The sequence below is a fragment of the Flavobacterium sp. UBA4854 genome (assembly GCF_002399805.1).
GTDB classification, from domain to species: domain Bacteria; phylum Bacteroidota; class Bacteroidia; order Flavobacteriales; family Flavobacteriaceae; genus Flavobacterium; species Flavobacterium ginsengisoli.
The window spans coordinates 8,131-19,751 of record NZ_DHEI01000031.1; the positions used below are offsets into that span (position 1 = coordinate 8,131).

The 11,621-nt window shown below is 33.2% G+C and carries 11 protein-coding genes and 1 pseudogene; 2 read left to right on the forward strand and 10 right to left on the reverse strand.

Features of this window, described 5'->3' with window-relative positions; translation table 11 throughout:
* A partial coding sequence (locus B3J44_RS04070; RefSeq protein ID WP_286965973.1) for an OstA-like protein occupies positions 1-1,346 on the reverse strand: 1,346 nt, incomplete at its 3' end.
* Between the two features lie 286 nt (positions 1,347-1,632).
* Between B3J44_RS04070 and B3J44_RS04075 the strand changes: the two genes are divergently transcribed.
* Positions 1,633-3,504 (forward strand): alpha-amylase family protein, encoded by a 1,872-nt coding sequence (locus tag B3J44_RS04075; protein WP_286965974.1) that lies wholly within the window; start codon positions 1,633-1,635, stop codon positions 3,502-3,504.
* Positions 3,505-3,569: 65 nt separating this feature from the next.
* Here B3J44_RS04075 and B3J44_RS04080 read toward each other — a convergent pair whose 3' ends face one another.
* The 8 genes from B3J44_RS04080 to rsfS form a co-directional block, all read right to left on the reverse strand.
* Positions 3,570-4,628, reverse strand: coding sequence for a glycoside hydrolase family 130 protein (locus tag B3J44_RS04080; RefSeq protein ID WP_286965976.1), 1,059 nt, complete (start codon positions 4,626-4,628; stop codon positions 3,570-3,572).
* A 65-nt stretch (positions 4,629-4,693) separates the two neighbouring features.
* Complete coding sequence (locus tag B3J44_RS04085; RefSeq protein ID WP_278022130.1) at positions 4,694-5,473, reverse strand: superoxide dismutase; 780 nt, start codon at positions 5,471-5,473, stop codon at positions 4,694-4,696.
* Between the two features lie 6 nt (positions 5,474-5,479).
* Positions 5,480-5,749 (reverse strand): acyl-CoA-binding protein, encoded by a 270-nt coding sequence (locus B3J44_RS04090; RefSeq protein ID WP_286965978.1) that lies wholly within the window; start codon positions 5,747-5,749, stop codon positions 5,480-5,482.
* Positions 5,750-6,403, reverse strand: a complete 654-nt coding sequence (locus tag B3J44_RS04095; RefSeq protein WP_198857211.1) for a phosphatidylserine decarboxylase family protein — start codon at positions 6,401-6,403, stop codon at positions 5,750-5,752. It abuts the gene before it with no gap.
* Positions 6,393-7,283, reverse strand: coding sequence for a phosphatidate cytidylyltransferase (locus B3J44_RS04100; RefSeq protein ID WP_286965980.1), 891 nt, complete (start codon positions 7,281-7,283; stop codon positions 6,393-6,395). Before B3J44_RS04100 ends, B3J44_RS04095 begins: the two co-directional genes overlap by 11 nt.
* A gap of 1 nt (position 7,284) precedes the next feature.
* Complete coding sequence (locus B3J44_RS04105) at positions 7,285-7,890, reverse strand: lactate utilization protein B/C (RefSeq protein ID WP_198857213.1); 606 nt, start codon at positions 7,888-7,890, stop codon at positions 7,285-7,287.
* 116 nt (positions 7,891-8,006) lie between these two features.
* Entirely contained in the window at positions 8,007-9,932 is a 1,926-nt protein-coding gene (gene ftsH, locus B3J44_RS04110) for an ATP-dependent zinc metalloprotease FtsH (protein ID WP_198857214.1), read from the reverse strand.
* Positions 9,933-9,947: 15 nt separating this feature from the next.
* Positions 9,948-10,319 (reverse strand): ribosome silencing factor, encoded by a 372-nt coding sequence (rsfS, locus tag B3J44_RS04115; protein ID WP_177210090.1) that lies wholly within the window; start codon positions 10,317-10,319, stop codon positions 9,948-9,950.
* A 92-nt stretch (positions 10,320-10,411) separates the two neighbouring features.
* On the opposite strand from rsfS, the gene B3J44_RS04120 reads away from it, so the two are divergent.
* Positions 10,412-11,140, forward strand: a complete 729-nt coding sequence (locus B3J44_RS04120) for a biotin--[acetyl-CoA-carboxylase] ligase (RefSeq protein WP_286965985.1) — start codon at positions 10,412-10,414, stop codon at positions 11,138-11,140.
* 265 nt (positions 11,141-11,405) lie between these two features.
* Here B3J44_RS04120 and B3J44_RS04125 read toward each other — a convergent pair.
* A pseudogene (locus tag B3J44_RS04125) lies at positions 11,406-11,621 on the reverse strand (SRPBCC family protein); the annotation flags it as partial.

Below are 11,621 nucleotides of genomic sequence, written 5' to 3' on the forward strand. Positions count from 1 at the left end.
ACATTTTTATTGATTCCAATTAGTTCATTGGCATCGTTTCGCATATAATAAACGACTTCAGTGTTTTTTATAACATCAACATCATGCAGTTTTCCATCCCGAAATTTTCCAAACAAATTAATTCCCTTGACTTGGTTATAGCCGGTTCCGAGAGTATCCTTGGAGAGGACAAAGGTGTTGTTTAATACTTTTAGAGAATCGATTTTTCTTGTTTTATTGTCGCCAATCAAGTGCATTATATCTCCTGTAATTTGGTTGTCGCCATTCCAAAGAATCGGATTTCCAATAAGCTTAGTTAGGGCTGTTTTAGAATTCGAGTGTATTGAATCACATTTGCCACTCATATCTGTTTTATAGAAACGAACATTATTAAAAGCACACAAAATTCTTTCTCCCTCTTTTCCCGTTACCAGTAATTTCTTTCCGTGAATGTAAACGGAGTCATTTTCAACCAAATTAATAGCAACCGCTCGTTTGGTTACAAACATTGAATCTTTAAGTTTATAAAGCTCTGCATAATGTCCTTTTACAATTCCTTTATTAATAGAATCGGTAATTTTTACATTCCGTGTTGCCGATGCAAATTCAATATTTCGATTATAATACAAACTATCGCCCTCTATAAGCCTGTCGTCATATTTTATATAGGATCTTCGTAGAAAATGAGCTAAGTTTTTTTTCGTATCGTAAAAACCTTTTTCAGTATAAATATAGTTGGCTTTACTTGTAATGGTTGAAGGACCAAGAAGATAAGTATGACCAGAATTACTGTAATAATCCAAGTGATTCGATTTAATCACATATTTCGGATTTGTAATTGTAACTTCAGTCAAAAACTGGAACTTCTTTTCCTTCACAAAATATCTTCCCGATTTACTTACCAGAGTATTGTCTTTATTTACGATAGTACCCTTTGTGTTGTAAAATGCTTCCTGAACATTTCTATCAAAATTAATCGTATCAGTCTGCAAAGTAGCATCTGGAGAAGTTAAAACGGCATTTCCTGTAGCAAAAGCTTTCTTCTCATTTCCGCTATATTCTGCATATTTACTATTTAAGAATAAAGTATCTCCCTGTACTAATTGTACATTTCCGAATGCTTTTAGATAGTTTTCTTTTTGAAAAAAATAAGCTTTATTGCAAGTCAATACAACACCGTCATGATTAACTTTTACATTTCCGGTAAGTAAAAGCGCATCTGGTACATTAACTTGATCCACGTCAGAAAAGTCGGCATTCTCGATGACGATAGTTTTAGGAGCTTGTGCGGTTTTTTTGGCCTGCGCAGAAATAAATTGTACACTAAGTAACAGACAACAAAATATGAAAAAGAGTGATTTCTTCAACTGATTAAATTTTTGTCAAATTTATAAAAAAGGTTAGAACCAATGGTTCATATTAGGATTAATTTATCAATACTGGCCAACATTCGACCCAGAAGTTCTATGTTAATTATTTTTTCAACAAAACATCCAACTCTCACGTTGTAGTTGCCGTATTTTAGATTTTAAAGATACCATTTTAAACAGATGTTATTCTAAATTTTAAAAAATGAGCTACATTTAGAAACTAGTTTTAATGCTTTTAGCCAGATTAAAATTAAAAACGAAGTTAAGTATAGCCCAAAAATATATGATAAGTAAAAAAATAATTGCAGCCGGAATTACATTAACGATACTATTTTCAGCTTGTAAAACAAAAGATTTAAAAATGAATACAGTAAAAGAGCAAACTCCAGCAGAAAAGAAAGTGGTAGTTTATCAAGTTTTTACACGCCTATTTGGAAATAAAAATACAACCAATAAACCATGGGGAACTATTGAAGAAAATGGTGTCGGTAAGTTTAATGACTTTACAGATAAAGCACTTCATGAAATAAAAGATCTTGGCGTTACTTATGTTTGGTATACTGGAGTTCCTCATCATGCTTTGGTAAATGATTATACGGCTTACGGAATTTCTAATGATGATCCAGAAGTGGTAAAAGGCCGTGCAGGTTCTCCTTATGCAGTCAAAGATTACTACAACGTCAATCCAGATTTGGCTGTAAATCCTGCAAAACGTTTAGAAGAGTTTGAAGCTTTAATAAAACGTACTCATAACGCAGGTTTGAAAGTGATTATCGATATTGTTCCGAATCATATTGCAAGAAAGTATGAAGGGAAATCGAATCCTGTAGGCGTAAGGGATTTTGGTGCAGATGATGATGTTTCTGTTGAATACAAACGAGATAATAATTTTTATTATATTCCTAAAGAGCATTTTGAAATTCCGGACGGAGATATTCCTTTAAATGGAGAAAAAAATCCATTAATTGATGGGAAATTTGATGAAAATCCAGCAAAATGGACTGGAAATGGTTCTAGAAAATTCAAGCCAGACCAAAACGATTGGTACGAAACGGTAAAAGTAAATTACGGAGTGCGTCCAGACGGAATTAAAGATTTCTCTGAACTTCCTAGTGGTTTTGACCAAAAAAGCTATCAAGAACATTTTGCTTTTTGGCAAGATAAAGACGTTCCAGATTCTTGGAAAAAGTTTAGAGACATTGCATTATACTGGACAGCAAAAGGTGTAGATGGATTTCGTTACGATATGGCAGAAATGGTTCCGTATGAATTTTGGAGTTATATGAACTCATCAATTAAAATGAAAAATCCGAACGCTTTTTTATTGGCTGAAGTTTATAATCCGAATGAATATCGAAACTATATTCGTTTAGGAAAAATGGACTATTTGTACGATAAAGTAGAAACGTATGATAAACTGAAAGATGTTATTCGAGGAAAATCTTCACCTGATGAATTAACAAAAATCCAAAACGGAATGACAGATATCGAACATCATATGCTTCATTTTCTAGATAATCATGATGAACAGCGTTTAGCAAGTCCAGAATTTGCAGGAACGCCTGAAAGAGGTAAACCACTGATGGTTGTTTCGGCGACAATTAGCACTTCTCCAACAATGATTTATTTCGGACAAGAAGTAGGAGAGGCCGGAAATGAAGATGCAGGTTTTGGAAAACGCTCAAGAACATCCATTTTTGATTATATCGGAGTTCCAAATCATCAACGTTGGATGAATGATGGTAAATTTGATGGTGGACAACTTTCTGCTTCAGAAAAAGAATTGCGTGATTTTTACAAACGGTTATTGAATTTTACAATCAAAAGCAGTGCTTTGATGGGAAGTTTTGAAGAAATTCAATCAGCAAACAGACAAAGTAATGAAGGTTACGATGCGTTATTGTACTCTTATGCACGTTGGTCAGAAAATCAAAAACTGATTGTAATTGCTAATTTCTCTTCTGAGAAAGGAAGCGAATTTAATTTAAAAGTTCCTTCATCGGTTATTTCAAAATGGAATTTAAAAGATGGAGAATATCAATTGAAAGAACAATTATATCTAAATAAAACATTTGTATTAAAAGTTCAGAATGGAGAAGGAGAGGCAAAAATTGCAATCCAACCTTCAGAATCTTTAATTTTAGAGTTAAAATAAAAGTTTTAGATTATAAAAAGAGAAAACTTGTTTAGAGAAACATCTAAGCAAGTTTTTTTTTGTTTTTAAAGCTTTTTAAGTAACGAAAGAATCTCTCTAATTGAAAATTGAGCACCACAAACAAATTCGTCTGAAGCGCCGTAATATACTGTTAATGTATCGCCATCTGGTTCGATAATATGACCATTTGTGAAAACGACATTTCCAAAGAAACCACTTAACTCATAATTGGTTTTAGGAAACATAATTGGAGTTTCGGTTCTTGAAATCACTTTTGTCGGATCTTTTAAGTCCAATAAAAAAGCACCTAAACAATATTGATGAAATTCGTTGGCTCCATGATAAATTTCGAGCCAGCCTAAATCTGTTTTTATTGGTGCGGCACCAGCACCAACTCTTTTGCTGTCCCAGCTTTCTTTCCTAGTTTTTATAATGCATTTATGATTTCCCCAATGAATCCCATCAGGAGAAGAAGCAATCCAGATATAATTTCCGCCAATATCTACACTGCTTGGGCGATGTAAGGCATAAAATAATCCATTAATTTTTTCTTCAAAAATAGCACAGTCTTTATTGTGCGGAGGAAATATTAGTCCATGTTTCTTAAAATTTTTCCAATCAGTAGTAGTTCTTAAACCAACGCCTACACCACTTGGCGAAACAGAAGTAAAAGTGAGGTAATATTTTCCTTCAATTAAAGAGACGCGACAGTCTTCAATTCCAAAAGTTTCTAGTATTCCTTCGCCAACCAAATGCGGATAGTTTTCTGGTTCGTAAAAGTGTTTTCCATCTTCGCTGCATAATAAACGAATATGTGATAAAGTGGTTAAATAATCAACGCCTTGATAGTTAATTACACGTGCATCTGTTGCTATAAGTTCAGGATGATCTTTTAAAATTTCAATAATTTGAATTGTTCCTGCTTCCGTCAAAATCGGGAACGAAATGATATTCTCAATTTGTTTTGGTCTTTCAGCTACTCGTACAGCCAACCAGATTTTGTTTTGAAATTGAAATACACCAGGATTTAATAAGCAAGTGATTTCAAGACCTTCTCTGCTTGGTGGTAAATCTGATGGAGATAGTAAAGGGTTTTCTACGAAACGATTGGCAATGTCTTTCATGATTTTCGTTTAAGTACCTAAAAGGTATAAAAAAAAGCTGATACTTAATTGCATCAGCTTTTTTTCTATACTTTTTTAACCTTTTTGAGGGCTTCAACGTAATATTCATTTACTTTTTCCCAATTGATATGACTGTAAAAAGCATCAATATAACTGCCTTTTCGGTTTTGATAATCCAAGTAATAAGCATGTTCCCAAAGATCAATTCCCATAATTGGGGTTCCTGGAATTAAAGCATTTTTCATTAATGGATTGTCTTGATTGTCAGTTGTAGTAATTTGTAATTTACCATATCTGTCAACAACAAGCCAAACCCATCCAGAACCAAACTGCTTTTCAGATTGCGCTTTAAATTGGTTTGTTAAATTGGTAAAAGAACCAAATTCTTTATTAATCGACCCAGAAAGCGTATCTTTAGGAGTTTGCTCTTTTGGAGTTAAAATATTAAAATAAAGCGTATGATTGTAATATCCGCCTGCATTCTGACGAAGTTTGGCATTATTTAAATCTAACTTTTTTAAAATATCCTCGATTGGCATATTTTCATATTCAGTGGAAACAATCTCTTTGTTGAAATTGTTTGTATATGATAAATAATGCTTAGAATAATGAGTTTCTAAAGTCAAAGTTCTAATATCGGGCGAAAGTGCATCATAATTAAATGGCAATTTCATCATTTCAAAAGATCCAGGATCGGCTTTAACATCATTTGGTGAACCAATAGTTATTTTCTCTTCTTTTGTTGGAAGAGGAACTTCAACTACTTCAACCAGTTTATCTTCTTTACAGGAAAATAATAGTAAAAATGAAGCTAAAGTGCTGAAAAAAACAACGTTTTTCTTCATAATATTTTATTTTGATGTTAATGAATTGATGATCTCGATATAGTTTTCCTTTGCTTCATCAACAGACATATGGCTAATCTGCATCCATGCATTCGTTTTAAAAGCGTCTCTTAAATCAAAATTTTCAGATTGATTGTAAACAGCTGTTCCAAAAGTAGCTTGTTTGTAAAAAGCGTAAAGCCTTAACTGCACATCTTGTGGAAGTGAGGCTTGAGTCATTGTCATTGCAACTTTTACAGCTTTAGCAAAGCGAATATCTAAATCTTTATCAGTCATTTATGCTTTTGTAGCAATAATTGTTTTACCACCAATTGCTTTTTGATTTAACTCAACATTAATAGGCGTACCTAAAGGTAAAAATAAATCTACTCTCGATCCAAATTTAATGAAACCAGCATCAGTTCCTTGAACAACTTGCATTCCTTCTTTAGCGTAATTTACAATTCTACGAGCCAATGCACCAGCAATTTGTCTATATAAAATAGCGCCAAAAGTTTCATTTTCGATTACAACTGTAGTTCTTTCGTTTTCTTCACTTGCTTTTGGGTGCCAAGCAACAAGGAATTTTCCAGGGTGGTATTTGCTAAATTTAATGATACCATCCATCGCGTAACGTGTTACGTGAACATTTATTGGCGACATAAAAATAGAAACCTGTAAACGTTTGTCTTTGAAATATTCTCCTTCATAAACTTCTTCAATAACCACCACTTTTCCATCAACTGGAGCTAGGATGTGATCACTGTTTCTAACTGCAATTCTCTTCGGATTTCTGAAGAATTGTAAAATAATGATCAAAATTACAAGCGCTGCAATTTGAACAAGCATTCTAAGCCAATTGATATCAATAAATCTTTCAGCAATTAAAAGTACAGCTACAGTAAATACAGTACCTAATAAAATGGACGGGCCTCCTTCTTTATGAAACATAATATAAAATTTGATAAAATAAAAATATAATTGGTGCTACAAATATAACACTATCTAATCGATCTAAAATACCTCCATGACCAGGCATTATTGAACCACTGTCTTTTATGCCAGCAATTCGTTTAAATTTGGATTCTATCAAGTCTCCAATAGTTCCAAAAATGCTTACGATTAATGCGATAATAGTCCAGATTAAAATCGATGTGCTGCTAAATTCAGGTTTAGGCTGGATGTAGAGTTTAGAAATTAAGAAACCAGCAAATGCGGCAAAAACGACACCGCCAAGAAAACCTTCGATTGTTTTTTTAGGAGAAACTCGCTCGAATAATTTGTGTTTTCCCATTGATTTCCCGACTAAATAAGCAAAAGTGTCATTAGTCCAGATTAATACAAATAATCCTAAAATGATTTTCGGATTATAATCGTTTGTTCCAAAAGATATTTTTACAATAAATACAAAAGGAAGTGTAATGTATCCAAGCAGATACAAATATTTTGAAGAAGTGCTTATTTTTTGAACCGAATCGTAAAATAAGAATATGATGCATTTTATAGAAACTACAATTGTAATAGCTAGAAGAATTAAATCCAACTGTTTGATATTGGTTTCTAAACTAATATTAGTATTAAATGAATCGTTTAAAAATTTAGTTGTTTGCTTGTTATAATGGCTTACAAGAATAATTGCAGAATAAACTAAAGTTCCAAAAAGAATAGAAAATACTTTGTTTAAGTTTACAATATTAGAAAATTCATATATCGTGATAATCAAGAAAACGCCAAAAAGGGTAATGAAGCTTTCTGTAGAAAACAATATAGAAGTTAATAATAAAGCGATATAAACAGCACCAGAAATGGCCCTCTTCAGTGTTTCGTTCATCTTAAAGATCTTCTAGAAGCAATAAATAAAGGTTTTTAGCAACACTTCCGTATTGTGTAAAATCTTCGTCTTTCGCTTTTTCGAAATATTTTATTGTAGTGATATTAGTAGGATAGTCTCGTTCGTATTTACGTTTTATAGCGCTCAATCCGTCACTTTTCATGGGAAGGATTTGGCTTGTGGTTGCTATAATAACAATGTTTGCGGGCAATTCGTTTGGTTTATTCTGTCTGATTTGTCTTGATGAAAATAAAACAGATCCTTCATCTGCTATAAGGTTTTCACAACTTGCCAATAAGAATCTTGGTTTTGTTGGCGCGATATAAAATAATTTATTTTCTTCTAATAAGCTAAAAAGGGCAGGTTCGTAACATAAAACTTCATTTTCAAACCAATCGTTTTCTTCTAAAATGTTTTCAAACTGCTCGTTAACTTCTTCCATGTTTTCGCAGTACAAAAATTTACCTCCATTTTTTTTGAAATTGAAAATAAATTGCTCGTCTAAAGATAAATGACTGTTCTGCGCAGAAGTTCCCGCATATTCGCTTTCGTTCTCTTCGTCAGAAGCGGCTTCACTAGAGCCAAATATTTTTTTGAAAAAATTCATTTTTTATATGAAATGCTTTACATGTTAATTGAAAACGTTCAAAGATAAAAAAATCTTAATTCAAAAGGGTATTTTGAATTAAGATTTTAAAAAATTATTACGTATTTCGTAATTACTTATGAAACTACTTCTTCTAAATTTTTGTCAAAAGTACGTTTTCCGAATATGTTTTCTAAATCATCTTTAAAGATTACTTCTTTTTCAATCAGAATATCAGCAAGTTGGTTTAACTTATCTTTGTTTTCCTCTAAAATTTGAATTGCTCTCTGATATTGCCCTTCGATTAACTCTGAAATTTCTTTGTCAATAATTTTTGCAGTTTCATCAGAATACGGTTTAGAGAAGTTGTATTCGCTTTGTCCACTTGAATCATAATAGGTAACATTTCCTATTTTATCATTCAATCCGTAAATGGTTACCATTGCACGAGCTTGGCGAGTTACTTTTTCTAAGTCGCTTAATGCACCTGTCGAAATTCTGTCGAAAGTTACTTTTTCGGCAGCTCTACCACCCATAGTAGCACACATTTCGTCTAACATTTGATCTGTTCTCACGATTTGTCTCTCTTCTGGTAAATACCATGCAGCTCCTAAACTTTGTCCACGAGGAACAATTGTTACTTTAATAAGTGGTGCAGCATGCTCTAGCATCCAGCTTACAGTAGCGTGACCAGCTTCGTGAATAGCGATTGCTCTTTTTTCGTCTGGAGTAATGATTTTGTTTTTCTTTTCAAGACCACCAATAATTCTATCAACGGCATCAAGGAAATCTTGTCTGTCAACTGCAGCTTTGTTGTTACGAGCAGCAATTAATGCAGCTTCATTACAAACATTTGCAATATCAGCACCAGAGAATCCAGGCGTTTGTTTTGCTAAGAAATCTAAATCAAGACCTTCAACTTTTTTGATTGGTGCTAAATGCACTTTGAAGATTTCAGCTCTTTCTCTAATATCTGGTAAGTCAACAAAAATTTGTCTGTCAAAACGTCCTGCACGCATTAAAGCTTTGTCTAAAACATCGGCTCTATTTGTTGCAGCCAAAACGATTACGTTAGAGTTTGTACCAAAACCGTCCATTTCTGTCAGTAATTGGTTCAAAGTGTTTTCTCTTTCGTCGTTTCCGCCAGACATATTGCTTTTTCCTCTCGCTCTACCAACAGCATCGATCTCATCAATGAAAATAATAGCAGGAGATTTTTCTTTAGCTTGTTTAAATAAGTCACGTACACGTGAAGCACCAACTCCTACGAACATTTCTACGAAATCTGAACCAGATAAAGAAAAGAAAGGCACTTGTGCTTCACCAGCAACTGCTTTTGCCAATAAAGTTTTACCAGTTCCCGGAGGTCCTACCAATAAAGCTCCTTTCGGAATTTTACCTCCAAGGTTAGTGTATTTTTCAGGGTTTTTAAGGAATTCTACAATTTCTTGAATTTCTTCTTTAGCACCTTCTAAACCTGCAACATCTTTAAATGTAGTTTTAATATCTGTTTTTTCATCAAACAATTTAGCTTTAGATTTTCCGATATTGAAAATCTGTCCGCCTCCGCCAGCACCTCCGCCAGACATTTTACGCATAATGAAAATCCATACACCAACAATAATGATGATCGGAAGTAAGCTAATTAAAATATCGCTCCAGTTATTTTTTTGAAGAAAGTTGAAGTCTTTCAGTTTTCCTTCACTAACTGCTTTTTCTAATTTAGTTTGAAAGATTTGATCATTACCAATTTCCAGCGTATAATGTGGGCCTTTATTTGGCTGTTTGAAAATATCTTCAGCAACTTTTTTGTTTGCTGGGTCTTTAAGAGCCGCAGCATTCAAATATACCTCAGCTTCTGCTTTGTTGTAAACAATTACTTTTTCAATTTGTCCTTTTTCTAGAAGGGTGTTGAATTTAGAAGAAGTTAATTGGGCAGGTTCGCTTAAGCTTGATCCTCCTGTGGCAAAACTTATGAATAAAAAAACTAAAAGTATTGCGGTGTATATTAACCAAGGACTTATTTTAAATTTATTCGGATTTGGATTATTATCTTTAGCCATTTAATGAAAGTTTCTTTAGTATTTGTTCTCGATTGAAGTTATTTTGGCATCGCCCCAAAGGCTTTCGATGTTGTAATATTCGCGAATATGTTTCTGGAAAACGTGTACTACAATATGTACATAGTCCATTAAAACCCATTCTGCATTATCGGTTCCTTCTACGTGCCAAGGTTTATCTTTTAAGTCTTTTGATACAATTTTTTGAATTGAGTTTACAATGGCGTTTACTTGGGTGTTTGAGCTACCGTTGCAAATAACAAAATAGTCGCATACAGCTGTATCTATTTCTCTTAAGTCAAGAATATCGATATCATTTCCTTTTACTTCCTCAATCCCTTTGATTATGTTCGCCAGTAGAACATCATTATTAACAGTCTTTTTCGCCATGAATTATTTTATATGAATTTGTAAAGTTACCAAATTTTGTGATTATTTTTGAACCTTAACAAAATATTAAACTAAGATATTTAAATTATTTAATGAAACTAATCAAACTCGATGCCATAGATTCTACAAACGACTTTCTAAAATCATTAGCAAGTCAGGATGAACTGGAGAATTTCACTGTGGTAACAGCTGAAAATCAGACAAAAGGAAAAGGTCAAGTTGGTGGCGTGTGGAAGACTCAAGCGGGTAAAAATCTAACTATGAGCGTTTTGGTGAAGGATTTTCTCTTTAGTAATGAAGAAGTTTTCAATTTAAGTGTCTTGGTCGCTTTGTCGATTGCAGAGGTTTTAAAATCGTTAAATATTCCTGATATCTGTATTAAATGGCCAAACGACATTCTGTCATACAATAAGAAGCTTGTTGGCATATTAATCGAAAATACCTTAAAAAGCGATGGCAGAATTGTGTCAGTTGTCGGAATCGGAATCAATGTCAATCAAACCGATTTTGAAGAATTGCCTAACGCTTCTTCACTGGCAGTAATTTCAGGAAAACCTTTTGAGAAAGAAGAAATAGCAATTTTAATTGTTGAAAAGTTAAAAGAAAAGATTCAGTCTTGGAAAACGGAATCTCAAAATTTCTGGAACGAGTACTTTAATTTTTTATTTAAAAAAGGCGTTCCAACAGCATTTAGAGACAATAATGAACAAGATTTTATGGGAATCATTCAAGGCGTTTCTCCAATAGGAAAACTGCAAGTTTTATTAGAAGATGATTCTGTCGCTGAATTTGAGATTAAAGAAGTTAAGATGCTTTATTGAGAGTTGCAAAGGTACAGAGGTTCAAAGGTTCAAAGGTTTTTCGTAGAGACGCACTGCAGTGCGTCTAACCTAAAGTTACCACATTGTTTGTCATTTCGACGTAAGGAGAAATCTTCACGAGAAACTCTACAAAGATTGACAATTTTAGGAACGGAGCTACTTGTGGAGATTTCTCCTTACGTCGAAATGACAATAGTAACGTAAAAAATGTACATAAAAAAAGTCCAATCGTTAGATTGGACTTTTAATTTATAATTCACCATTATTAAAGCTTGTTCATATTGTTTGCTAAAGTTTCAATAAACTTACTGATTGGACCTTTAACCATCATTGCCATCATAGCATTGAATTCGCCTTCAAAAAATAACTGAACAGCACTTTCTGAATCAGAAATAGTGTCAATGTTTGAAGTTAGCGTAAACGGAAGTTTATCGCTTGCAGCACCCAAAACGATTTTGTTTGGAGCTACTTTGTCTTTCAT

Coding starts and splice junctions, on each gene's coding strand:
- B3J44_RS04085 (WP_278022130.1), bottom strand. CDS start 5,473: ATGAAGAAAAACGTTGTTTTTTTCAGCACTTTAGCTTCATTTTTACTA.
- B3J44_RS04090 (WP_286965978.1), bottom strand. CDS start 5,749: ATGACTGATAAAGATTTAGATATTCGCTTTGCTAAAGCTGTAAAAGTT.
- B3J44_RS04100 (WP_286965980.1), bottom strand. CDS start 7,283: ATGAACGAAACACTGAAGAGGGCCATTTCTGGTGCTGTTTATATCGCT.
- rsfS (WP_177210090.1), bottom strand. CDS start 10,319: ATGGCGAAAAAGACTGTTAATAATGATGTTCTACTGGCGAACATAATC.
- B3J44_RS04120 (WP_286965985.1), top strand. CDS start 10,412: ATGAAACTAATCAAACTCGATGCCATAGATTCTACAAACGACTTTCTA.
- B3J44_RS04075 (WP_286965974.1), top strand. CDS start 1,633: ATGATAAGTAAAAAAATAATTGCAGCCGGAATTACATTAACGATACTA.
- B3J44_RS04105 (WP_198857213.1), bottom strand. CDS start 7,890: ATGAATTTTTTCAAAAAAATATTTGGCTCTAGTGAAGCCGCTTCTGAC.
- ftsH (WP_198857214.1), bottom strand. CDS start 9,932: ATGGCTAAAGATAATAATCCAAATCCGAATAAATTTAAAATAAGTCCT.
- B3J44_RS04095 (WP_198857211.1), bottom strand. CDS start 6,403: ATGTTTCATAAAGAAGGAGGCCCGTCCATTTTATTAGGTACTGTATTT.
- B3J44_RS04080 (WP_286965976.1), bottom strand. CDS start 4,628: ATGAAAGACATTGCCAATCGTTTCGTAGAAAACCCTTTACTATCTCCA.